The organism is Microbacterium sp. NPDC090003, from assembly GCF_044748385.1.
GTDB lineage: Bacteria > Actinomycetota > Actinomycetes > Actinomycetales > Microbacteriaceae > Microbacterium.
The window spans coordinates 2,130,939-2,152,795 of the sequence record NZ_JBIVFW010000001.1; the positions used below are offsets into that span (position 1 = coordinate 2,130,939).

Genomic DNA, 21,857 nt, shown 5'->3' on the forward strand with positions numbered 1-21,857 from the left:
AACTGCAATGCCATCGAATGATGTCCGACAGCTTCAACCCATGGTAACCGCGCGGCATTCCCGCGACGGGAGACGCTCAGCGACCGGGCAGGAAGCGTCGGGCGAGCGCGCCGGCGGCCTTCAGCTCGGGGGCGCGGAGCAGGGCGAGGATGCCGAGGTAGACGACCACGACGACGAGCCCGACGATCGCGGTGCCGAGGGCGCCCTGGAACTTGTCGGCCATCGTCCACCCGTCGACGCCGCCCAGCAGCACGAAGGCGCCCCACCCGGCGAAACCCGCGGGGATGCCGGCGAGGGAGAAGCGACCGATCGCCGCCATCCAGGAGCGGATCTGCAGGCCGCCGATCTTGCGATGCAGCAGCCAGGTGGCGACGATCGTCTGCACGATGCTCGCGATCGATTGGCCGAGCGCGACGGCGGCCGCGAGCGAGGTGAGCGGGATGACGCCAGCCTCACGCAGGCCGAGCGCGCCGAGCGCGGTGCCGACGATCAGCACGCACTGGAAGATCGTGAACCAGAACGGCGTGCGGGTGTCGTCGTAGGCGTAGAACGTGCGCTGAACGATGAACAGGATCGTGAGCGGGATGAGGCCGAACAGGTAGGCGATCAGCACGAGGGCGGCGGCCTGGGCGTCGTCGGCGTTGTCGGTGAAGACACGGGAAGCGGGGATCGCGGCCGCGGCGACGGCGGCGGTCGCGGCGACGATGAAGAACAGCAGGGTGCGGATGCTCTGCGCGATGTCTGCGCGCACCTCGTCGTCGCGTCCGGCTGCAGCGTGGGCGCTGATCTGCGTGAAGTAGGGGGTGCCGATCGAGAGCACGATCACCGAGTAGGGGAGCATGAAGATGAGCCACGCGTTGGCGGTCACGGTGGCCGAAGCCCCGAGGCCCGATACCTCGCTCACGAGATAGCCCTGATACATGCCGGCCGCGAGGCTCGCGAAGGCCATGAGGAACGTCCACCCGGCGAGACGACCGACGTTGCCGAGGCCGACACCGCGCCACCGGAAGTCGGGCTTGAGTGCGAGGCCAGTGCGTCGCCAGAACACCAGCAGGACGAGGGCCTGCAGGGCGATGCCGAGCGTGGCGGTGCCGCCGAGCACGGTGATCATCTCGGGCGTCCAGTCGGCGGCCCGGGTGGAGACCGGGCCGAAGAGGGCGCCGAGCGCGAGGAAGCCGGTGATCGAGACGAGGTTGTTGACGACGGGTGCCCAGGTGAAGGGCCCGAAGATCTTGCGCGCGTTCAGTGCCTCCCCGAGCATCGCGTAGAGGCCGTAGAGCAGGATCTGCGGGAGGCACCAGTAGGCGAGCGCGGTGGCCAGGGCCAGCGCATCATCGCTCGCCTTGCCGGCCACGAGGTGCACGAGCCAGGGGGCAGCGGCGGTGGCGATCGCCGTGACGACCACGAGCACGACGGTGCCCAGGGTGAACAGCTTCGAGATGAAGGCGTTGCCGCCGTCGGCATCCGCTGTCGCCTTCACGATCTGCGGAACGATCACTGCCGTGAGGATGCCGACCGAGATCAGCGAGAAGACGCTGTTCGGTAACTGGTTCGCGTAGGTGAAGGCATCCGCCGCCTCGGAAGCGACCGATCCCAGCACCCCGACGAGCACGATGCTGCGCAGGAGCCCCGTGATGCGGGAGACGAGGGTGCCGGCGCCGATGATCGCGCTCGCGCGCCCGAGACTGCTCACGTGGTTTCTTTCTCTCCTGCATCGGCATCGGCATCGGTGTCGGTCCCGGCCGCGGCATCCGCGTCGCCGTCGATCGCCGACTCCCGACGTCGACGGAGCACCGTGCGGATCACACCGCCGACGATCAGCAGCACGGCGAGCCCGCCGAAGATGATGAGACCGATCGTCTCCCATTCGGCGCGCACGGCAACCCTCACCGTCTGCGGGCCGTCGATGAGCACTCCGGTGGGGCTGTAGACGTTCAGCCGGAGATCGAGCTCGCCACTGCCGACGCGTGCCGACACGGGCACCTTCACGCGGGCGCTCGAGTTCGCCTGCACGACGACCTCGTTGCTGCGCTGCACGTCGAGGCGCGGGTCGGTGGGCGCGACCGTCAGGCGCAGATTGACCGGCCACGGCAGGTCGTTGCGCACGCTGAACGGGAGGTCGGCATTGGCGCTGAGCAGCTGGATCGTGCTCGACGGGGGGATGCTGACGGCGTGGAGCGTGTCGTTCGTCGCCGCACGGTGCACGGCGACGTTGGTGCTGAACTTGGTCTCGGGCACGCCGACCGCGATCTCGCGCAGCACGCGGATGCGCTCGCGGCTGAGCAGCACCTGCGGGTCGTCGAGGATGGTCGCGAAGGTGGCGAGCGTCCCCTCGTCGCCCAGCATGTTCTGGAGGGCGCTGACGCGGAGGTCATCGACGGTGCCGGAAAGGGCGACGGGGGCAGCGGGTGCCGAGCGCACCGACGACAGATCGAACCCCGGGGAGTCGACCGCGGCGATCGCCTCGCGGAGCGCTGCGGCATCTCGGGTCTCGTCGCGGTCGAGCCCGACCAGGAGCGGGCCCTGCGGCGCCGCTTGCCCGGCGAAGTAGAGCTGCGCGCTCGCCGCAGCGAGCCAGCGCTGCCGGGCACCCGAGGCCGATTCGCCGGCGGCTCCGGAGATCGCCGCGGAGATCGCCTCGTCGACGACGAGCAGGTCATGCCCGTCGGCCGTCGCGTGCGCGGTGTCGACGGCATCCGTCGCGGACGACGAGACGATCGTCGTGACCTCCCCGCCGAAGTAGGAGGTGAAGGTCGCGAGGTCTTCGGAGCGGGCGCCGGAGAGCGGCCAGACGATTCCGTCGATGGCGTCGTCGATGGTCGTGAGCGTCTCATCGTCGGGAAGTACGGGAGCGTCGGTCGCAACGGGCGTCGGAGAGGGCGTGGAGGTGCCGGGATTCGGCGTGGCCGTCGCCGGGGTGCTCGGGAAGTTGAGGGGGCTGATGAAGGGCAGGAGCGTGGTGGGCTGCAGCAGCTCCGGCAGCTGCGCCTGCGCCTGCACCGTGGCATCGGCGTCGCCGAACTGCAGGGCGAAGCGCTCGTTGGGGAGATCGTCGAAGCGCTCGAGCCAATCGGTCGCGTTCGCCGGTGCCGAGGTGCCGAGCACCCGGATCGCCGCGATGATCGCAGGATCGATGGCGATCACGGCCGCCGTGCCCGAGACGCCGTCGAGAGCAGCCGTGAGGTGCCCGTCGGCTGCCGTGAGCTCGGCGAGCTCGTCGGCCGTGAGCAGTACGCCGTCGGCGGGAGTGGCGGTGATGGGCACGATCACGCCCACCTGTACGGCATCTGCGGTCACGACGAGCACGCTGTCGGCCGAGACGTCGCGCGACACGAAGTCATCGCCGCCGGCCGTGCCGGTGCTCGCTCCGCTCAGCCCCGCCCGGATCGGATAGACACCGGGTGCGAGCTCGGCGAGGGACTCCGGCGGGAGGTCGACCGAGACGCGGTCCGAGCCGCCGGCGTCGACGGCATCGGTCGCCTTCGATCCCAGCGTCTCGAACTCTCCGGGCGCCGAGGTCTCGTCGAGCCAGGTAGAGACGGCCGTGCCGTCGGAGAGGGGAGTGCGGTTGATCTCGACCGTGACGGTGCCGGGCGACAGGCGCCCGTCGGTGTCGTTCTGCAGAGAGAGGGATGCCGTGGCCGACGCCCCGGGGGTGATTCGGCCGTGGGAGCCGATCGCGACGGAGAGCTCGACGATCCCGGAGTCCGTCGTCTCGTCGTCGCCGTCGGCGGCGATCGCCGGAGACGCGACCGCCCCGAGACCGGCCGCGAGGGCGAATGCGGCGGCCGCGCTCGTGAGTCGCCGAAGACGCGCACGGAGGCGTCTGTCGGGGGTGCTCGCGGTCATGAAGGTCTTCCTCGTACGCCCGGGAAGAGGGCGGAATCGTGAGTACTGACCTTGTGATTCTAGAAGGCGCGACGGAGGAGAACCCTGAAGACGCGTAGAGTGACGGCCGTGTCCGCCTCTGCAACGCCCGTTCCCGACCCGCTCGGATGCGCCTCGCTCGCCGCCGACCTCGACGCCGCCGACCTGCGCTCCGCACCGCTGCGCCGCCTGTGGGGCGAAGAGGCCGACGACGCCCTCGCCCGCGGCATGCGCGAACCCATCCTGCGCGCCATTGAGGGTGATGACGGAACTCTCGCGACTCTGGGCCGCTTCTTCGTGCTCGGGATGCCGCAGCCGCGACGCTCCGTCGAAGAGGCACTTCCGCGACTCGGTGTCGACGGGCTGACGGCCCTCGGCCTCGCCACGGCATCCGACACCGTCGTCACGCCCACAGCCCTCCTGCGCCCGCAGTCGTTCGTCGACGCGGACGGCGTCGGGGAGTGGTGGATCGCGAGCGACCTCGATGAGGTCGCGCTCGGCACGGCGCTGCCCGCCGACCACGTGCTCGGAGTCGGCGGCGCCTCTCGCACCCTCGCCGAGATCGTCGTGCCGATCGAGGTCGAGCGCGCCCTCGACCTCGGCACCGGATGCGGCATCCAGGCGCTGCTCGTCTCCCGTCGCGCCGGGCGGGTCGTCGCGACCGACATCTCTTCTCGCGCGCTGGCCTACGCCGAGCTCAACGCGCGCCTGAACGGCATCGGCAACATCGAGTTCCGTCTGGGCAGCATGTTCGAGCCCGTCGCGGGCGAGGCGTTCGACCTCATCGTCTCGAATCCCCCCTTCGTCATCACGCCGCGCACCGAGGGGGTGCCCGAGTACGAATACCGCGACGGCGGACTCATCGGAGACGCGCTCGTCGAACAGTTCGTGCGCACCGCCCCCGCCTACCTCACCGCGGGCGGCACGGCGCAGCTGCTCGGCAACTGGGAGTCGCGCGACGGGGTGAAGGGCCTGGCGCGGTTGGATGCCTGGGTGCCGGGCGACCTCGACCTCTGGGTCGTCGAGCGCGAGGAGCTCTCGCCCCTCGCCTACGCCGAACTGTGGATCCGCGACGGAGGCACCACTCCGCGCGACGCGGAGTTCACGCCGCTGCTCACCGCGTGGCTCGACGACTTCGCCGCACGCGGGGTGACGGCGATCGGCTTCGGGTACGTACTCATCCGTCGCGGTGATGCGCCGGCGCTGCGTCGCAGCGAACACATCGGCCAGCCGGTGTCGGGTGTGGGCGAGGCGCTGGGCCGCGGACTCGTGGCGCACGACCTGCTCGGCAGCGGGATTCCCGCGACCCTCGTCACGGCATCCGATGTCACCGAGGCCCGGCACCTGCTGCCCGGCAACGACGACCCCAGCGTGATCGAACTGCGTCAGGGCGGAGGCTTCGGGCGCACCGTGAACGTCGACCCGGCGCTCGCCGCATTCGTGGGCGCCTGCGACGGCGAGCTGACGGTCGGGCAGATCGCCGCGGCACTCGCCGATCTCTTCGACGTGCCGCTCGCAGACCTGTGGGCCGACCTGGAGCCGCGCATCCGGGCGCTGCTGATCGACGGGTTCCTCGCGGCGGAATAGGGCGGGGGCTCTGCGTCGGGGGTGGCGTGGCTGAGACACCACTTCTGCCGTGAGACGCGATGTCTCACGGCGCGTGTGGTGTTTCGACGGGGAGAGCGGATGCCGCGGTGCGTGGTGCGGCGAACTCCAGAGAGATGCGACAGATGTCGGAGCGATTCGGTGGTTTCTCCCTGCACTCGGCGTCTTGATCGTGCAGTTGAACGGGTGGGCGTGGGCACAAGCTATATATGGGCATCCTGAGCAGTGCGCTCTATGTGCGGACGGTCGCCTGGGCGTTGTGATCAGGCCAGTTGCCTTGTTCGACGACGTGGGCCAGAGTTTTCAGCGCCACTATGCGCGAGGCACGTCTTGACTGGGGGAACATGAATGACCGCGAAACGTGCGCGCAAGCGACCCGCAGTCAAGAGGCACCGCCGCTTCGAGAGCGTCACTCCGTTCGAACGGCGGGCCATGATCGGAATGGTCGTCTTCGGGTCTCTCCTCATCCTCGCCGCGCCGATCATTCTGGCCGTCGAGTTACATGAAGGCCACACGATGTCTGCGACGACGGAGGGATGGATCTCCGAAGTGCAGGCGACGGGGCGGAACAGTGCAAATTGCAACCTGGACTACCGTTACGAGGTCGATGGTCGCGAGTTCATCAAACTGGACGAGCACTACCTAGGTTGTCGTGGCGTCACTGACGATAGCGAGACGATCGTCTACTACGACCCTCAGAATCCTGTGCACTCATCCGTGAGCGATCCGGGATCTCGCAACGCGCAGTTCAGCACGGCCTTCGGCGTCATGCTCTTCGGCTGCATATTCAACGGCGTAGCGGTGATTCCGGCGATCAGCGAACTGCGAGCGCGGAAGAGGGCGGATGCCGCGGCGGAATAGTCCGGGGCATCGATCTCGAGACACCGCATTCGCTGCGATCAATGACGGCGACCCCGGCCCGATGATCGAGAGCCTGTCTCCCAAGTTCGTGTACCGCTTCCATGGCGACCACGCGCTTGGAGGAACGCGACGAATCGTCGAAGGCATGAGTCGGTGGTGGGAGCGCGTCATGCGGTTGTTGCCGGGCGCCCGATTCGACATCGAAGAAATCATTGCCAGAGGCTGGCCGTGGGGCACGCGCGTCGCGCTCCGGGCACACGTCGCGGGGGAGCTTCCCGGCGGCGAGAAGTATGAGAACACGATGTTCCAGTTCATGTCGCTTCGTTGGGGAAGAGTCACGTCGATCGAAACCCTTGAGGATCTGCACGTGCTCGAGGGAGCGCTGGCGCGGCTGGCGGCGACGGGGTGCGACGAAGCGGCCGCTGCACCGATTCGTGATCGCAGCATGGATGCCGCCGCGGAATAGTCCGGGGCATCCATGCGTTCGAATACACCATGAAGGCTTTCGGATTCCTCTCTTTCGGCCACTACACCGACGTCCAGGGTTCGGCGACCCGTACGGCCGGCGACATGCTGAAGCAGACCATCGAGATCGCCGAGGGCGCCGATGAGATCGGGGTGAACGGCGCGTACGTGCGCGTGCACCACTGGGCACGGCAGGCCGCCTCGCCCATGCCGTTGCTTTCGGCGATGGCCGCGCGCACGAAGCGCATCGAGGTCGGCACCGGCGTGATCGACATGCGGTACGAGAACCCGTTCCAGTTCGCCGAGGAGGCGGCCGCGCTCGACCTGATCGCCGACGGCCGCATCGCGCTCGGCGTGAGCCGTGGGTCACCCGAGACGGCTCTGCGCGGCTACGAGACGTTCGGCTTCCATGACGAGGAGGATCCCGAGCGCGGCGGCGTGATGGCCCGCGAGAAGTTCGACCTCTTCCTGCGTGCGATCGACGGTGAAGGCATCGCCCCCGGCGACCCGCGGATGGTCGGCGCCGGACGCTACCTGCAGATCGAGCCGCAGTCGCCGATGCTGCGCGACCACATCTGGTGGGGGTCGGGATCGCGCGCCACCGCCGAGGAGACCGGGCGCAAGGGCCTCAACATGATGAGCTCGACGCTGCTCACCGAGGCCACGGGTGTGCCGTTCCACGAACTGCAGAGCGAGCAGATCGCGCTGTTCCGTTCTGCATACAAGGAAGCCGGTCACACGGGTTCGCCGCGTGTGTCGGTGAGCCGCAGCGTCTTCCCGCTGATCACCGACATGGACCGCGCGTACTTCGGTCTGCGCAGCGAGGACAGCGGTGACCAGATCGGCATCATCGACGGCTACCGCTCGACGTTCGGCAAGACCTACGCCGCCGAGCCCGACGTGCTCATCGAGCAGCTGAAGAGCGACTCGGCCGTCATGGCCGCCGACACCCTGCTGCTCACGATCCCGAACCAGCTCGGCCCGGCATACAACCTGCACGTGCTCGAGTCGTTCGCGACGCACGTCGCCCCGGCGCTCGGCTGGAAGCCGAACACCGAAGGGCCGGTGCAGGGCGACCCCGTCGCCTGAGGTCGGCCGGGGCGGAGCATCCGTCTGATCTGCTCGTCGAGACCCACCGTTGTCGTCGAGACCCATCGTTGTCGTCGAGACCCATCGTCCCGCACGTCGGGGACGGTGGGTCTCGACGCGCGTGGGGGGTTTCGACGCGCCGACGGCCGTTGACACGGCGCTCGGGATGGTCGACAGTGGGTTCGCCGTGACGGATGCCGCGGCATCCGCTCCTCTGACATCGGAGACCCATGACCCGCGTTCGCGTCGACCTCAACATCTCTCTCGACGGCTTCGCCACGACCACCGACCAGACCCCGGAGAACCCGTTCGGCGAGGACTGGGGTCGTCTCACGGCTGCGTACGCCGCGACCCGCACGTTCCGCGAACGGGTGTTCCACGACACGAGCAGAGCGGGCACGACGGGTGTCGACGAGATATACGCCGCGCGTTACTTCGAGAACATCGGCGCCGAGATCATGGGTGCCGGAATGTTCGGGCTGCACGCGAACCCCGACGACCCCGACTGGCGCGGTTGGTGGGGCGACGAGCCGCCGTTCCACGCGCCCGTGTTCGTGCTGACGCACACCCCGCGCGAGCGTATCGAGTTCGCGAACGGCACGTCGTTCGACTTCATCGACGCGACGCCCGAAGAGGCGCTGCGGCGGGCGATCGCGGCGGCCGATGGCGCAGACGTCCGCGTCGGCGGAGGGGCGACGACCGTGCGCGAATACCTGCGCGCGGAGCTGGTGGACGAGCTGCACGTCGGCATCACGCCGATCCTCATCGGCAGCGGTATCCGCCTGTGGGACGACCTGCGCGGCCTCGAATCCGGGTACTCCGTCGTCTCGGAGACGGCCGAGTCGGGCGTCGTGCACGTCACGTTCTCGCGGGCGGACTGAGCGTCGGTCGGCGAAGAATTCTCTTCGGCTCGCCGATATACCGATGTAGCCTGGCGCCATGCGCGCGAAGCGGAGCAGCATCCTCGTCGGAGTCCTCGCCCTGGTGGCCGCCGTCGCGGTGGTCGCGAGCCCTGCATCGGCCGCGACCACCACGCAGTGGGCGGTCTGGCAGCCGTTGACGGGGTCGGCCGGCGCCTATGCGACCTCGGTGCGCCTCACCCCTGACGCGACCATGATCGCCGCGGTCACCAGCACCTCGCGCTCCGGTCAGGTCGGCGTGATCCCCGGCGCATCGACGTGGCTGTCCGAGGGCACCCCCGTCGGGGCGAAGTACGGATCCAGTCGCGATCAGCCGTATGTGAACCTGCGGCCGCAGGCCGACACCCCGACCGGGGCCTCGACCACGACCTACGCCTTCCAGAACCCGACGCCGACCGCCGGCTGGACGTTCGTGCTCGGCGACATCGACGCCGATTCCGTGCGCATCCAGGCCATCGGCCCCGACGGGCAGGCGCTGACCGCCGATCAGCTCGGCTTCCGCGGCGGATTCAACTACTGCGCTCCCGGCGTGGTCGGCAAGCCGTCGTGCACGGGGTCGGCCACGGACGTGCCGGCCTGGGATCCCGCGACGCTGACGCTCACCGGAAACGCCGCAGCGGTTGACACCTCGGGCGCGGCCGCCTGGTTCGAACCCTCCGCCCCGATCACGACGCTGAGCTTCGTCTTCACCCGCCGCTCGGGCCTGCCGGTGTATCAGACCTGGTTCGCGTCGCTTGCGCGCGACGTCAGCGGGACCGTCGTCGATGACGGAGGTGTGCCGCAGGCGGGTGTGTCGCTCTCTCTCACCGACGAGTACGGACGGGTGATCGCGGGAGCGACGACGGCAGCGGACGGCACCTATGCCTTCCCCGGCATCCTGGGCAGCGACGGATACACCGTACGGGCGAGCGCACCGGACGGCATGATCGCCGACGGAGGCGCTTCCCGACCCGTCGATCTGAGCGAGACGGATGCCGTCGACATCGACTTCGTCGTGCGCGCCATCATCCCGGTCGCCGTCTCCGGACGGGTGGTCGATGAGAACGGCGACGGTGTCGACGGCGTCAGAGTGACCATCGACGGCACCGATCTCGCAGCGATCACCGAGTCGGACGGACGGTACCTCTTCGACACCGTGCCCGTCGGTGACCACGTCGTGCGGGTGACTCCCACGCCCGGGTTCTCGACCACCGATGACACGCGCTCGATCTCGGTGCCGGACGACTCAGAGGAGCCGATCGTGATCCCGCCGGAAGAGGACTTCGTGCTGCAGACGAATGCCGATCTGAGTGGCGTGGTCACCTCACCGTCCACGAGCACCGGCGTCATGGGGGCTGTCATCACCGTCTCGGATGCCGGTGGAACAGTGGTGGCGACCACCACGACCCGTCCGCTCGGCGTCTACACCATTCCCCGCGTTCCCCCGGGCGAGTACACCGTCACCGTCACGCCTCCGAACGGGTACGGGCCGCTCGGACCGATCTACGCGGCCGTCGACCTCGGCACCGAGTCCTTGACCGACGTGAACTTCGAGCTGGCCGTGCTCGGCAGCTTCTCGGGAACCGTGCGAGACGCATCCGGCACTCCTCTCGCGGGCGTCGGACTCACCCTCGAGGGACCGGGTGGAACGCGGCAACTGGTGTCGGCCGAGGATGGCACCTTCGGCCTCGCCGGACTCGCGCCCGGTGAGTACCTGCTGATCGTCATCCCTCCCGAAGGTACGCAGTCAGTGGACTTCGGTCGGCGCTCGTTCGGTTTCCGGCCGGAGGGCGGCGGGCCCTTCACGATGCAGGACTTCGTGCTCGCCGCGGTGGCTGTCGAACCCACGCCGACCCCGACACCGGATCCCCCGACGCCCGCGCCTGCACCGGGCACGGGTGGTGGAAGCGCGGGCACGGGGTCGCTCCCCGGCACGGGCCTCGGGCCGGAAACCTTCGCGTGGGCGGCGGGCGGAGCGGTCGTGCTGCTGCTCGGGGCGACGCTGCTCATCGTGTCGCGTCGTCGGGCGCGCGGGCGCGACGAGGGGTGAGGCGTCCGTCGGGCTGCACGCAGCCCCGTCACTAACTCAGGACATCCGCCTCGATTCGACCGAAAGGGCCTCGAATCGCGGCGTCTGGTCCCGATTGTCCTGAGTTATGAACGCCCGACCGGGTGCACCAGCCGGAACAGCTCGCACACGACCGGCATATCCGGCGCGAAACCCCGCGGATTCTCGGAGTGCGCGCGCCAGTACCGCTCGTGCGCCGCACGCCAGTACTCGAGCGTGCGGTCGCCCTCACCCTCGGCGTGGGCGTGCGCGGCCTCGACCCGGTCGAACGGGACGACGCGGATGCTCGTCGTCTCGATCACCGCGCGCGGTGCCCCGGTGCCGTCCAGGATGACGCTCAGCTCGCCCTCGACGGGTAGCGGGTCGCCCGCGGCCTCGTAGTCCCAGACCGACGAGGCGGTGCCCGTCTTGATGCGGTCGAGCACCAGGGCCAGCAGGTCATCCGCGTGCGCAGGGGTCGCGCCGAAGGCCCAGGCGAGCGGCACCTCGGGCGGCAGATCCGGATGCTCCGACCGCACTCCGTCCCAGAACGAGGCGAGGGCGGTCGGGTCGGCGGTGATCATGATCTCAGCCTAGGCATCCGCCGGCAGTCGCACGGCTCACGAGGTCGGCGGCCCGAACAGCTCCTCGCCATGCTCGTGCAGCAGGCGATAGGCATCGGCGAAGGTCTCGGGGTCGGGCTCGCCGGGCTTTCCGTAGCGCGACAGCAGCAGTCCGAGCAGCCCGCGCGCGGGCGGCGTGAGGGGCTTCATGCCCGAGGGATCTCCGGGTTTCGGCTCGAGCTCCTCGGGGTTCGGCGGCGTGTAGGCGGGAGTGGTGACGGGCCAGTCCGACGGATGCCGCGGCTGATCCAGGTTGATGGCCTCGAAGAGCGTGTTCGCCGAGGCGTCGCGATCGTTGAGGGGCTTCAACCCGTGGAGTCGCGAGAGCGTGGCGGTGACGGTGCCGTGGTGCATCTCGTCGTGCACGATCGTGCCGCGCTTCGTGTACGCCGACACGGCGATGGCGGGAACGCGGCATCCGAGGCGGTCGAAGGTGAACCCCATCTCGCCCGCACCGGTATCGGCGGTCGGCTTGGTCGCGGCGGGCGGCGGCACGTGGTCGTAGCATCCGCCGTGCTCGTCGAAGGTGATGAGCAGCAGGGTGTTGACCGCGTTCGATCCCTTCGGTGAGGCGCTCGTGCGCACGGCCTCGTAGATGTCGTGGATGAGTCGGTCGCCGGCTCGCACGTCCGAGATCGCGCTGTCGTAGACCGGCTCTCCGTCGACGGTGCTCTCGCGTGCAGAGCCGAACGGCGGGTGGAAGTCGTTGTGGTCGTAGACCATGCGCGGCTCGATGAACGCGTAGGCCGGGAGGGTGCCGTTCTTCGTGTCGGCGTAGAAGTCCTCCATGGTGCCGAAGTGATCGGTGCGCCAGTACTCCTCGAGCACCGCGGCATGCAGCATCCCGGTGAAGGAGACGAGCTGCAGCTTGTCGATGTAGATCTTCCAGCTCACCTTCTTCTCTTCGAGTCGGTTGAAGACGGTCGGTGCGGCGGGCGCGTCGAGCCACTTCTTGTAGCCGCCGCCGGCCTGATTGGTGACGAAGCCGTGTGAGGTCGACGCGTGGAAGAAGGAGCGGTTGCAGAAGGTCTGCGAGGGCACGCCGGCGTACCAGTGGTCGAAGACCGCGAACTCGCTCGCGAGGGTCGAGAGCACCGGCAGCATCTCGGGCGAGAACGAGCCCATGATGTGCGCCGCCTCTTCGGGCTTCGGCTCCGCACCCTTGCGCAGGCGTCGGAAGTTGATGATGTAGTCCTCGAGGAACCCCGACATCGTGGCCTTCTCGCCGTGCGTCGGGGCGTTGAACGGAGCGGTCATCTCGTCGACGAACAGATCGGCGTTGCCCTTCGGGTCGACCGTGCCGAAGATCTGCGTGTTGACGTGCGGGTACTCCTCGCCGGGGTCGGGGTCGGGCAGGCTCATGATGCGGTCGGTGTCGCCGGTGTAGACGTGCGCATCGACGACGGTGCCATCGGATGCCGTGTTGCTGTGCGTACCGAACGCCAGCCCCTCGAACGTTTCGCCGGCGGGCAGCGTCGCCTGCGAATAGAGGTAGCCGAGCAGGTTGTCGAAGGAGCGGTTCTCGCCCATGACGACCACGAGGTGGTCGAACCCCGGCTCGCTGCGGGGGGTGAGGGCGGCGAAGGGGTCGGGCTCGGACGCGAAGCCGTTGCGGGAGTTGCCGGCGGCGACCGTCGCGCCGATCGCCGCGCCTCCCGCCCCGCCGATCACGGCGCCCGCGAAGGCGGCGCCGCCCATCTTGAGGAACCCGCGCCGCGAGGGGGCGCGGTCGTCGCGAACCGGGTCGGATGCCGGATCGGATGCCGGGGGAGGGGTGCTGTCGTCGGCCATGCGCCGATCCTATGGCGGGGAGGGTCTCGGCGGCATGCTGGAACGCACGCCCTCGCATCGGTACCGTGGAGGCATGAGCCACGCGGGAGACTCCTCGGTCCATGCCCGGGTGAAAGCCGTCGAGAAGGACTACCTCGCGCGCCAGACCCGCCTCTTCGTCACCTTCGCGCTCATCGAAGGGCCGGTGCTGCTGCTCGGTGCGGTGCTCATCTACGGGTTCGAACTCATCGACCCCGAGGTCGGTATCTGGTTGCTCGTCGCGGTGGCCGTGATCGGTGGGGGCCTGCTGAGCATGATGCTGCTGCGCCTCATCCGGGGTCGGATGCAGGCGATCGACCGGGCTCGGGGCGAGAACCCGCTGTTCTGAGTCAGGACGGCGCGTCCGTCTGGCCGCCGGCATCCGTCTGGCCGCCGGCATCCGTTCTTCTTCTTTCGGACGGACGCGCGCACTCGACGAGCACGACTTCGGGGATTCCGCCCGACACGCCGGGCAGACGGATGCCGAGGCGGCGTGTCGACTCGGATCTCCGAAGTTGTGCGGGAGTGGTCGCTCGGGGCACGACCAGACCGCCCGACTACGCTGGAACCCATGCTCAACATGGCCGAAGGCCTCGAACGTCTCGGCGCGCTCGCCGCGCACCCGGTGGTGCGTACCCTCGCCACGGCGTTCGCGGATGCCGGGTTCGACCTGGCCGTCGTCGGCGGTCCCGTGCGCGATGCGCTGCTCGGGCGTCCGACCCACGACCTCGACTTCACGACCGATGCGCAGCCCGACGACATCCTGCGCATCGTCACTCCGATCTCGACCGCGCAGTGGGACATCGGCCGCGCGTTCGGAACGATCGGCGCCCGGGTGCAGAAGGAGCAGGTCGAGATCACGACCTACCGCGCCGACAGCTACGACGGGGTGACGCGCAAGCCCACCGTCGAGTTCGGCGACACGATCGACGCCGACCTGGTGCGCCGCGACTTCACGGTCAACGCGATGGCGTTGCAGGTGCCCTCGGTGAAGCTCGTCGACCCGACCGGCGGAGTCGAAGACCTCGTCGCGGGAGTGCTCCGCACGCCGACCGACCCCTCGGTCTCGTTCGGTGACGACCCGCTGCGCATGCTGCGGGCCGCCCGGTTCAGCGCGCAGCTCGGATTCCGCATCGACGATGACACCGCCGACGCGATCACCCGGCTGCGGGCGACGCTCGAGATCGTCAGCCCCGAGCGCATCCAGTCCGAGCTCGTGCGCCTCATGCAGACCGACGACCCGGTGCGGGGCATCCGAGCGCTCGTCGAGACCGGACTGATCGACGAATTCCTGCCCGAGGTGAGCGCTCTCAAGCTCGAGGTCGACGAGCATCACCATCACAAGGACGTCTACGAGCACTCCCTGACCGTGCTGCGCCAGGCGATCGCGCTGGAGCACTCCCGGCATCCGGGCGCCGAGCCCGATGTGGCGCTGCGCATCGCGGCCCTGCTGCACGACATCGGCAAGCCCCGTACCCGCAAGCTCGAAGACGGCGGAGCGGTGACGTTCCACCACCACGACATCGTCGGCGCCCGGATGGCGCGCAAGCGCCTGCAGGCCCTGCGGTTCGACACCGCCACGACGGATGCCGTCGCCACCCTCATCGAGCTGCACCTGAGGTTCTTCGGTTACGCCGAGGGAGCGTGGACGGATGCCGCGGTGCGCCGCTACGTGCGCGACGCCGGCCCCCTGCTCGAACGTCTGCACATCCTCACCCGTGCGGATGTGACCACGCGCAACAAGCGCAAGGCGGGGCGGCTGTCGTCGGCGTACGACGACATCGAGTCGCGCATCGCGGCGCTCGCCGAGCAGGAGCAGCTCGACGCGATGCGTCCGGAACTCGACGGCAATCGCATCCAGGAGGTGCTCGGCATCCGTCCCGGTCGCGAGGTCGGCGAGGCCTACAAGTTCTTGCTCGACCTGCGCCTCGACGAGGGAGTGCTCGGTCCGGAGATCGCCGAGGAGCGTCTGCGCGCCTGGTGGGCGGCGCGGGGCTGATCCGATCGGTGGCCACCCGTCGCCGTCGTCGAGACCCACCGCTCGTGACGTATCGCGGGATGGGTCTCGACGACGGTGATGAGGCGTCCTTCAGTCCTCCGGGTCGTCTGCGGCGTCCGGAACAGACGGATGCTCCAGCGCGGCCCGCACGAGATGGGTGATGTCGATCGAGATGATGCGCTCGGGCATGATCACGGAGCCGGAGTCTCGGTCGGCTGCGGCTCGGTCGGCGCTTCGCTCCCCGGGTTCGGGTTCGGGGTCGGGGTCGGGGTCGGGGTCGGCATCGCGGTGAAGTCGGGCGCTTTCTGGAAGGGGGGCTGGGGTCGCTTGACCGTCGCCGTGCCCGGGATCCCGGTCGTCGGGTCGATGTCGGTCTCGTCGAGCGGGTAGATGTTCCAGACCGGCCGTCCCCGGTAGTCGTCCGACGGGATCGTCGCTCGAGTCCCGTCGTCCTGGATGCCGTACTGCTGCTGTCCGCCGTTCTCGGTTTCGACGATCTCGCCGTTCTCGTCGTACACGTACTGCCCGCCCTCCTGGCCGTAGAGGTTGATCGGCGTGCCCTTGCTGGTGAACAACTGCACGCGATCGATGAGGTTGCCTTCGGCGTCGTAGGCGAAGATGTTGTTGATCTGCACGCCGTCGAGCAACAGGCCGCTCGGCTGAACGTCGTCGTCGGTGTACTGGACACGGGGAGTGCTCGCGGCCGGAATCGCGCCGAGCAGAGCGATCACGGCGAGGACGCTGGCCGCGGTGCGCATGTGCCGGAGTGGGTTCCGAGGGAGCCACTGGCCCCGGCCCCACTGCACGCTCACGATGACGAGAACGCCGAGCGCGCCCCATTCGGCGATCGAGGCGGGCACCATCCAGTGATCGCGGCCGTAGCCGCCGACGATGAGGAAGAGGATCGTCACGTACATGCCGTAGCCTCGGAGCACCCACCACACCGGACGCAGCGCCAGCGCGAGATCGAGGAGCCACGCGCCGAACGGGCTGCGACGGATGCTCTCGGCTGCGCGGGCCCGCCCGTCGCGGATCCGTTCGCTCAGAGGCGGGACCGGCCGGTCGGCGTCGCGCGGAGGGAGACCCGCTGCCGACCGCAGTTCGTCGGCGTACACCGCGGGATCGCTCACCTCGAGGACTCCGCCGTTGTCGGCAGCCTGGTCGGCGAGATCGGCGGCGAGACCGCTCATGATCTCATCGAGCTCTTCTTCGGGCAGGTCGTCGAGGTGCGTGCGGACCGCCGCGGCGAACGCACGGATCCGCTCGTCGATCGAGACGTCGATGTCGTTCATGAGTTGTCTCCGTTCGAAATTACATCCGCGGTACCGTCGGTGTGCTCGGTGAGAAGGCTCGACATCGCCCCGGCGAACTCGAGCCACGTGACGGACTGCGCGTGCAGCGCCGAGCGTCCCTGGGGGTTGATCGCGTAGTACTTGCGGTGCGGGCCCCCGTCCGACGGGACGACGTAGCTCGACAGGCTCCCCGCGGCATACAGCCGCCGTAACGTGCCGTAGACGGAGGCGTCGCCCACGTCGCCGAGCCCGGCGTCGCGGAGCCTGCGGACGATGTCGTAGCCGTACCCGTCCTCCGAGCGCAGGACGGCGAGCACGGCGACGTCCAGCACGCCCTTGAGAAGTTGAGTGGTGTCCATCCGGACCTCCTTTGTTGCACTGCACGCTACCACGCACTGCACAGTAGTGTGCAAGGCGCGCATAGGTGGGTGACGCCCGCCCGATTCGCCGAGACCCGTGGATCGGCGCGACCCGCCCGGCCGTGGGAGGGTTCCCACGGCCGGGCGGGCCTCCTACACTGGGAGCACGCTCCACCCCCGAGGAACGGAGTCCCTGTGCCGTCGCAGTGGCAGTCTTCACCTGAGGCCTCTCGCCTGATCATCGAGCGTGCGCACGAAGAGCTGCTCGCCGGCAACCTCGACGACCAGCGCCTGCAGCAGGTGCGGCCGCTCGTGCGGGCGTCGTGGGAACGGTCGTGGCGCGGACGCGTCGGCCCCGAGAGCCCGCCCGCGCTCGAGCTCGGCCGCGACGAGCTCGAGGAGTATCGGCGCGCCCATCCGCTCGCCGCCGTCATGGACACGATCCGCGGTCTGCTGCTGCCGGGCACCCCGGAGGACGCGGGAGTGGTGATCGCGATCGGCGACCAGGCCGGGCGACTGCTGTGGATCGAGGGCGACCGCCAGCTGCAGAGCCTCACCGACGACATGGGTTTCGTCGCCGGCGCGAACTGGGCGGAGGATGCCGTCGGCACGACCGCCCCGGGCACCGCGCTCGCCCTCGGACAATCGGTGCAGATCCGCGGTGCCGAGCACTACAACCGCCTCGTGCACCCGTGGTCGTGCACCGCGGCACCGGTGCGCGACCCCGAGACGCAGCGCGTGCTCGGCGTGATCGACATCACGGGCGGGCCGGAGGTCGTGACCCCGCAGGCGCGACTGCTCGTCGATGCGACCGCCCGCGCCGTCGAGTCCGAGCTCCTGATCGCGCGCCTGCGCGCCCGCGCCGAGACCTCGCCGCGCGCGCACCACTTCGCGCCGACTCGTACCCGCGCCGCGGCGCGCGCGACCCTGCACGTGCTCGGCCGCGACAGGGCGCGGCTCGAGACGGCATCCGAGCATGAGGAATCGGTCATCGAGCTCAGCGCCCGGCACGCGGCCATCCTGCTGATGCTCGCGACCCACCGGCAGGGTCTGTCGGCCGAGCGCCTCACCGAGCTCGTCTACGGCGCCGACGTCTCGCCCGACACGCTGCGGCCCGAGATGGTGCGGCTGCGCAAGGTGCTCGAACAGCGGATGCCGGAACTGGTGCCCGAGTCGAGACCGTATCGCCTGCCCGTGACCCTCGACACCGACGCGCAGGACGTGATGTCGCTGCTCGACCGCGGAGCGCACCGCGTCGCGCTCACCGCCTATCGGGGGCCGGTGCTGCCCGAGTCGACCTCGCCCGGCGTCGAGGAGTTCCGTGAGACGGTGCGGGCGGCGCTGCGGGAGGCGATGCTCTCGGAGGCGAGCCTCGACGTGCTGCTCTCGTACGCCGAGATCCCCGAGGGGCAGTCGGATGCCGAGGCGCTGCGCCTCGCGCTCGAGATGCTGCCGGCGCGCTCGCCTAAGCGGCCCGGACTGGTCGCCCGGATCGAGCGCCTCGAGCGTTCGCAGGCCTGACCCGCATCCGCAACCGGACGCAACGTTGCGCACTCGGGTGCAACGTCGCGCGACCTACCGTCGGAGGACAGCCGCGCACCGAGGCGCGGCCCAGCCCGAGGAGTCACGATGACCATCGTCGAAGAAGACGTGTCCACTGCCTACGCCGCGCCGGGTCAGCCGGGATCCCTGGCCGACTACCGTCCCCGCTACGGCCACTACATCGGCGGAGAGTTCGTCGAACCCGCGAAGGGCCAGTACTTCGAGAACGTGAGCCCCGTCAACGGCAAGCCGTTCACCGAGGTCGCCCGCGGCACCGGCGAAGACATCGACCGCGCGGTCGATGTCGCGTGGAAGGCGTTCGCCGCCTGGGGCAAGACGAGTCCCGCCGAGCGCTCGGTCATCCTGAACAGGATCGCCGACCGCATCGAGCAGAACCTCGAGCGCATCGCGGTCGCCGAGACGTGGGAGAACGGCAAGCCGGTGCGTGAGACCCTCGCCGCCGACATCCCGCTCGCTGTCGACCACTTCCGCTACTTCGCGGGTGTGCTGCGGGCGCAGGAGGGCGGCATCAGCCAGCTCGACGAGAACACGGTCGCATACCACTTCCACGAGCCGCTGGGCGTGGTCGGGCAGATCATCCCGTGGAACTTCCCGATCCTGATGGCCGTGTGGAAGCTGGCCCCGGCGCTCGCCGCGGGCAACTGCGTCGTCATCAAGCCGGCCGAGCAGACCCCGGCATCCCTCCTGTTCCTGTTCGAGATCATCGGCGACCTGCTGCCGGCCGGAGTCGTGAACATCGTGAACGGATTCGGCATCGAGGCGGGAGCCCCGCTCGCGCAGCACAAGCGCATCCGCAAGGTCGCCTTCACGGGCGAGACGACCACCGGCCGGCTCATCATGCAGTACGCCTCGCAGAACCTCATCCCGGTGACGCTCGAACTCGGAGGCAAGAGCCCGAACGTGTTCTTCGAAGACGTCGCGCGCTCGACCGACGACCCGTTCTACGACAAGGCGCTCGAGGGCTTCACGATGTTCGCACTCAACCAGGGCGAGGTCTGCACGTGCCCGTCGCGCGCGCTCATCCAGCGGTCCATCTACGACGGCTTCCTCGCCGATGGGCTCGAGAGGGTCGCGAAGGTCGTGCAGGGCAACCCGCTCGATCCGGCGACGATGATCGGCGCCCAGGCATCCAACGATCAGTTGGAGAAGATCCTGAGCTACATCGACATCGGCAAGCAGGGCGGTGCGCGTCTGCTCACGGGTGGCGAGCGGGTCGACCTCGGCGGCGACCTCAGCGAGGGCTACTACGTGGCGCCGACCGTGTTCGAAGGCACGAACGACATGCGCATCTTCCAGGAGGAGATCTTCGGCCCGGTGCTCTCGGTCACCTCCTTCGACTCCTACGACGACGCCATCTCGATCGCCAACGACACGCTCTACGGCCTCGGCGCCGGTGTGTGGAGCCGCAGCGGCGACACCGCCTACCGCGCGGGCCGGGCGATCGAGGCCGGCCGCGTGTGGACCAACACGTACCACCAGTACCCGGCGCACGCCGCGTTCGGCGGATACAAGCAGTCGGGCGTCGGGCGCGAGAACCACAAGATGATGCTCGACCACTACCAGCAGACGAAGAACCTCCTCGTCTCGTACGCGGAGGGCCCGATGGGCTTCTTCTGATGGTCGGCATCGACACCTACCAGCGGGTCGCGGTGACGGATGCTGCGGCATCCCTCATCCGCGACCTGACGGCGCAGCACGGCCCGCTGATGTTCCACCAGTCGGGAGGATGCTGCGACGGTTCATCGCCCATGTGCTACCCGGTGGGGATGTTCCTCACCGGGCCCGGTGACGTGCTGCTCGGGAGTCTCGACGTCGGGCTGGACGCGGGCGTCGAGGTCTACATGTCCCAGTCGCAGTTCGAGTACTGGAAGTACACGCACCTCACGATCGACGTCGTGCCGGGCCGCGGTGCCGGGTTCTCGGTCGAGGGGCCGACGGGCATGCGGTTCCTGATCCGGTCGCGGATGCTGGATGAGGCGGAGCTGGAGTACTTCGGGTTGGACTGAACGTTTGCGGGCTGGGGCCCTTCGACAGGCTCAGGGACCCGGCTTCGGCTCAGCGACCTTGTTGCACGGATCGGGCGCTAGGCAGGCGGCTGGCGAGCCAGACCAGGGCGCCGAGCGCGAGCAGGGCGGCGAGGAGTCCGAGCACGTGCGCCGCGAGCACGGCGGGGCCGTGCGACGGCAGGAGGAATCCGTAGGGCACCCAGCCGTCGGTCGCACCGCGGATGAGCACGACGACGATCCACACGAGCGGATACGCCGTGACGACCCAGAGGTGGCGCCAGGCGAGCGCCGGGCGATCACGGATCAGCAGCCAGTCGAGCGAGACGATCAGCGGGAAGACGGCGTGCAGCACCACGCTCACCCACGCCGGTGCCGAACCCGTGCCCGGCACGATCAGGTTGTAGATCACGGCCACGAGCAGCATGCAGGTGACGGCGACGCCCCGCGCATATGCGAGCCAGACCGGATGCGCGCGGCGACGCAGGGCGAGCGTGCCGACGATGACGAGGAGGAGGCTCGTCATCAGGCTCGTGAGGTTCGTGAAGTAGCCGAAGTAGTCGATCAGGCTCGTGCGCCCGGCGTCGACGCCCAGCAGATAGGTGTGGATCAGCACGCTGATCACGGCCACGCCGACCGCGATGCGGGCAATGCCCAGCGTGATCCGTGCCGACGACTTCATCGCGAGACGGCGCGCGGCTTCGCGTAGGCCCGGAGAAACATCCGCGTCCCGTCGATCATCATCGCGCGAACGTGGGCGGCATCCGACCTTCGACGAATCGGCTCGTTCAGTACGCGCAGCGTCGTGAGCGCCGAGAAGTGATCGGCGGCGAGGCGGGCGCTGTCGACGTCGAGGAGACCGCGCTCGGCGAGCGACGCGAAGCGCTCGGCGAGGGCCTCGGCGTGCGCGTCGTCGAGTGGATGATCCTCGAGCTCGGGAAGAAGAGACTCGTTCTCGGCGATCAGTCGTACGGCGGCGATGTAGTTCGACGACTCGAACTGCGATACGCCGAGCTCGACGGCGAAGGTCTGCAGGGCCCGTTCGAATGCGACGGCGTCGTCGATGTCGTCGGGTAGGTGACGGTCGACGAGTTCCCGTACTCGATGCAGCGCCGCCTGGCCGGCGTCTTCGATCACGGCGAGCAGAAGACGCCGCTTGTCGCCGTAGTAGTCGTACACGGTTCGCTTCGAGACTCCCGCGCGTGCGGCGACCGCATCCATGCTGACGCGGTCGACTCCCGACTCGACGAAGAGGTCGCGCGCCGCCGCGAGGATGTCGGCACGCTTGTGCTCCTGGCCCCGTCGCACCGGCTTCGGTGCACTGTCGTTCATCGGTCGCTCCTGTCTCCTCGGTCACACTACACCGACGAGTGCAG

At 69.1% G+C, this 21,857-nt stretch carries 20 protein-coding genes; 11 read left to right on the top strand and 9 right to left on the bottom strand.

The annotated features are described in order from the left end of the window. Nucleotides 1-76: 76 nt before the first annotated feature. Both murJ and ACIPVN_RS10270 read right to left on the bottom strand, forming a co-directional pair. Entirely contained in the window at nucleotides 77-1,693 is a 1,617-nt protein-coding gene (gene murJ / locus ACIPVN_RS10265) for a murein biosynthesis integral membrane protein MurJ (RefSeq protein ID WP_400442608.1), read from the bottom strand. Continuing rightward, nucleotides 1,690-3,849, bottom strand: coding sequence for a DUF6049 family protein (locus ACIPVN_RS10270; protein ID WP_400442609.1), 2,160 nt, complete (start codon nucleotides 3,847-3,849; stop codon nucleotides 1,690-1,692). Before ACIPVN_RS10270 ends, murJ begins: the two co-directional genes overlap by 4 nt. A gap of 99 nt (nucleotides 3,850-3,948) precedes the next feature. On the opposite strand from ACIPVN_RS10270, the gene ACIPVN_RS10275 reads away from it, so the two are divergent. The 6 genes from ACIPVN_RS10275 (at nucleotide 3,949) to ACIPVN_RS10300 (ending at nucleotide 10,836) form a co-directional block, all read left to right on the top strand. Then, nucleotides 3,949-5,454: a methyltransferase gene (locus ACIPVN_RS10275; RefSeq protein ID WP_400442610.1), complete on the top strand. Its 1,506-nt coding sequence runs from the start codon at nucleotides 3,949-3,951 to the stop codon at nucleotides 5,452-5,454. A gap of 366 nt (nucleotides 5,455-5,820) precedes the next feature. Then, entirely contained in the window at nucleotides 5,821-6,333 is a 513-nt protein-coding gene (locus ACIPVN_RS10280; protein WP_400442611.1) for a DUF3592 domain-containing protein, read from the top strand. Further along, complete coding sequence (locus tag ACIPVN_RS10285; protein WP_400442612.1) at nucleotides 6,317-6,799, top strand: nuclear transport factor 2 family protein; 483 nt, start codon at nucleotides 6,317-6,319, stop codon at nucleotides 6,797-6,799. Before ACIPVN_RS10280 ends, ACIPVN_RS10285 begins: the two co-directional genes overlap by 17 nt. A 29-nt stretch (nucleotides 6,800-6,828) precedes the next feature. After that, on the top strand, nucleotides 6,829-7,887 hold the full coding sequence (locus ACIPVN_RS10290; RefSeq protein ID WP_400442613.1) for an LLM class flavin-dependent oxidoreductase: 1,059 nt from the start codon (nucleotides 6,829-6,831) through the stop codon (nucleotides 7,885-7,887). 230 nt (nucleotides 7,888-8,117) lie between these two features. Then, nucleotides 8,118-8,768, top strand: a complete 651-nt coding sequence (locus ACIPVN_RS10295; RefSeq protein ID WP_400442614.1) for a dihydrofolate reductase family protein — start codon at nucleotides 8,118-8,120, stop codon at nucleotides 8,766-8,768. Nucleotides 8,769-8,826: 58 nt separating this feature from the next. After that, entirely contained in the window at nucleotides 8,827-10,836 is a 2,010-nt protein-coding gene (locus ACIPVN_RS10300; protein ID WP_400442615.1) for a collagen binding domain-containing protein, read from the top strand. Nucleotides 10,837-10,940: 104 nt separating this feature from the next. Here the strand turns inward: ACIPVN_RS10300 and ACIPVN_RS10305 are convergent, their stop codons facing one another. Together ACIPVN_RS10305 and ACIPVN_RS10310 are read right to left on the bottom strand one after the other, a co-directional pair. Continuing rightward, the gene (locus ACIPVN_RS10305; RefSeq protein WP_400442616.1) at nucleotides 10,941-11,417 is read right to left on the bottom strand and encodes an ASCH domain-containing protein; all 477 of its coding nucleotides are present in this window, start codon (nucleotides 11,415-11,417) and stop codon (nucleotides 10,941-10,943) included. 36 nt (nucleotides 11,418-11,453) lie between these two features. Then, entirely contained in the window at nucleotides 11,454-13,247 is a 1,794-nt protein-coding gene (locus ACIPVN_RS10310; RefSeq protein ID WP_400442617.1) for an alkaline phosphatase family protein, read from the bottom strand. 73 nt (nucleotides 13,248-13,320) lie between these two features. On the opposite strand from ACIPVN_RS10310, the gene ACIPVN_RS10315 reads away from it, so the two are divergent. Further along, complete coding sequence (locus tag ACIPVN_RS10315; RefSeq protein ID WP_400442618.1) at nucleotides 13,321-13,614, top strand: hypothetical protein; 294 nt, start codon at nucleotides 13,321-13,323, stop codon at nucleotides 13,612-13,614. Between the two features lies 1 nt (nucleotide 13,615). Here the strand turns inward: ACIPVN_RS10315 and ACIPVN_RS10320 are convergent, their stop codons facing one another. Next, nucleotides 13,616-13,807 (bottom strand): hypothetical protein, encoded by a 192-nt coding sequence (locus ACIPVN_RS10320; RefSeq protein ID WP_400442619.1) that lies wholly within the window; start codon nucleotides 13,805-13,807, stop codon nucleotides 13,616-13,618. Between the two features lie 29 nt (nucleotides 13,808-13,836). Here ACIPVN_RS10320 and ACIPVN_RS10325 point away from each other — a divergent pair, with 29 nt between their 5' ends. Further along, a complete protein-coding gene (locus ACIPVN_RS10325; RefSeq protein ID WP_400442620.1) occupies nucleotides 13,837-15,264 on the top strand; it encodes a CCA tRNA nucleotidyltransferase in 1,428 nt (475 codons plus the stop codon). Between the two features lie 191 nt (nucleotides 15,265-15,455). Here ACIPVN_RS10325 and ACIPVN_RS10330 read toward each other — a convergent pair whose 3' ends face one another. Continuing rightward, nucleotides 15,456-16,556 carry a hypothetical protein gene (locus ACIPVN_RS10330; protein WP_400442621.1) on the bottom strand — a complete coding sequence of 367 codons (1,101 nt, stop codon included), beginning with the start codon at nucleotides 16,554-16,556 and terminating at the stop codon, nucleotides 15,456-15,458. Further along, complete coding sequence (locus ACIPVN_RS10335) at nucleotides 16,553-16,915, bottom strand: PadR family transcriptional regulator (protein WP_400442622.1); 363 nt, start codon at nucleotides 16,913-16,915, stop codon at nucleotides 16,553-16,555. The genes ACIPVN_RS10330 and ACIPVN_RS10335 overlap by 4 nt, the downstream gene beginning before the upstream one ends. Before the next feature lie 195 nt (nucleotides 16,916-17,110). On the opposite strand from ACIPVN_RS10335, the gene ACIPVN_RS10340 reads away from it, so the two are divergent. The 3 genes from ACIPVN_RS10340 (at nucleotide 17,111) to ACIPVN_RS10350 (ending at nucleotide 20,484) form a co-directional block, all read left to right on the top strand. Beyond that, nucleotides 17,111-18,436: a GAF domain-containing protein gene (locus tag ACIPVN_RS10340; RefSeq protein WP_400442623.1), complete on the top strand. Its 1,326-nt coding sequence runs from the start codon at nucleotides 17,111-17,113 to the stop codon at nucleotides 18,434-18,436. Nucleotides 18,437-18,544: 108 nt separating this feature from the next. Beyond that, nucleotides 18,545-20,095, top strand: coding sequence for an aldehyde dehydrogenase family protein (locus ACIPVN_RS10345; protein WP_400442624.1), 1,551 nt, complete (start codon nucleotides 18,545-18,547; stop codon nucleotides 20,093-20,095). Beyond that, nucleotides 20,095-20,484: a DUF779 domain-containing protein gene (locus ACIPVN_RS10350; RefSeq protein ID WP_400442625.1), complete on the top strand. Its 390-nt coding sequence runs from the start codon at nucleotides 20,095-20,097 to the stop codon at nucleotides 20,482-20,484. The genes ACIPVN_RS10345 and ACIPVN_RS10350 overlap by 1 nt, the downstream gene beginning before the upstream one ends. A gap of 49 nt (nucleotides 20,485-20,533) precedes the next feature. On the opposite strand, the gene ACIPVN_RS10355 is transcribed toward ACIPVN_RS10350, so the two are convergent. Both ACIPVN_RS10355 and ACIPVN_RS10360 read right to left on the bottom strand, forming a co-directional pair. Then, complete coding sequence (locus tag ACIPVN_RS10355; RefSeq protein WP_400442626.1) at nucleotides 20,534-21,163, bottom strand: Pr6Pr family membrane protein; 630 nt, start codon at nucleotides 21,161-21,163, stop codon at nucleotides 20,534-20,536. Next, on the bottom strand, nucleotides 21,160-21,813 hold the full coding sequence (locus ACIPVN_RS10360) for a TetR/AcrR family transcriptional regulator (RefSeq protein WP_400442627.1): 654 nt from the start codon (nucleotides 21,811-21,813) through the stop codon (nucleotides 21,160-21,162). Before ACIPVN_RS10360 ends, ACIPVN_RS10355 begins: the two co-directional genes overlap by 4 nt. Nucleotides 21,814-21,857 lie beyond the last annotated feature (44 nt).

What these genes read in the sequence shown, in the direction of transcription:
- ACIPVN_RS10290 (WP_400442613.1), top strand. Translation starts at nt 6,829, where the DNA reads ATGAAGGCTTTCGGATTCCTCTCTTTCGGCCACTACACCGACGTCCAG.
- ACIPVN_RS10315 (WP_400442618.1), top strand. Translation starts at nt 13,321, where the DNA reads ATGAGCCACGCGGGAGACTCCTCGGTCCATGCCCGGGTGAAAGCCGTC.
- ACIPVN_RS10305 (WP_400442616.1), bottom strand. Translation starts at nt 11,417, where the DNA reads ATGATCACCGCCGACCCGACCGCCCTCGCCTCGTTCTGGGACGGAGTG.
- ACIPVN_RS10350 (WP_400442625.1), top strand. Translation starts at nt 20,095, where the DNA reads ATGGTCGGCATCGACACCTACCAGCGGGTCGCGGTGACGGATGCTGCG.
- ACIPVN_RS10360 (WP_400442627.1), bottom strand. Translation starts at nt 21,813, where the DNA reads ATGAACGACAGTGCACCGAAGCCGGTGCGACGGGGCCAGGAGCACAAG.
- ACIPVN_RS10280 (WP_400442611.1), top strand. Translation starts at nt 5,821, where the DNA reads ATGACCGCGAAACGTGCGCGCAAGCGACCCGCAGTCAAGAGGCACCGC.
- ACIPVN_RS10355 (WP_400442626.1), bottom strand. Translation starts at nt 21,163, where the DNA reads ATGAAGTCGTCGGCACGGATCACGCTGGGCATTGCCCGCATCGCGGTC.
- ACIPVN_RS10295 (WP_400442614.1), top strand. Translation starts at nt 8,118, where the DNA reads ATGACCCGCGTTCGCGTCGACCTCAACATCTCTCTCGACGGCTTCGCC.
- ACIPVN_RS10345 (WP_400442624.1), top strand. Translation starts at nt 18,545, where the DNA reads ATGACCATCGTCGAAGAAGACGTGTCCACTGCCTACGCCGCGCCGGGT.
- ACIPVN_RS10335 (WP_400442622.1), bottom strand. Translation starts at nt 16,915, where the DNA reads ATGGACACCACTCAACTTCTCAAGGGCGTGCTGGACGTCGCCGTGCTC.
- ACIPVN_RS10270 (WP_400442609.1), bottom strand. Translation starts at nt 3,849, where the DNA reads ATGACCGCGAGCACCCCCGACAGACGCCTCCGTGCGCGTCTTCGGCGA.
- ACIPVN_RS10285 (WP_400442612.1), top strand. Translation starts at nt 6,317, where the DNA reads ATGCCGCGGCGGAATAGTCCGGGGCATCGATCTCGAGACACCGCATTC.
- ACIPVN_RS10300 (WP_400442615.1), top strand. Translation starts at nt 8,827, where the DNA reads ATGCGCGCGAAGCGGAGCAGCATCCTCGTCGGAGTCCTCGCCCTGGTG.
- ACIPVN_RS10330 (WP_400442621.1), bottom strand. Translation starts at nt 16,556, where the DNA reads ATGAACGACATCGACGTCTCGATCGACGAGCGGATCCGTGCGTTCGCC.
- ACIPVN_RS10325 (WP_400442620.1), top strand. Translation starts at nt 13,837, where the DNA reads ATGCTCAACATGGCCGAAGGCCTCGAACGTCTCGGCGCGCTCGCCGCG.
- ACIPVN_RS10310 (WP_400442617.1), bottom strand. Translation starts at nt 13,247, where the DNA reads ATGGCCGACGACAGCACCCCTCCCCCGGCATCCGATCCGGCATCCGAC.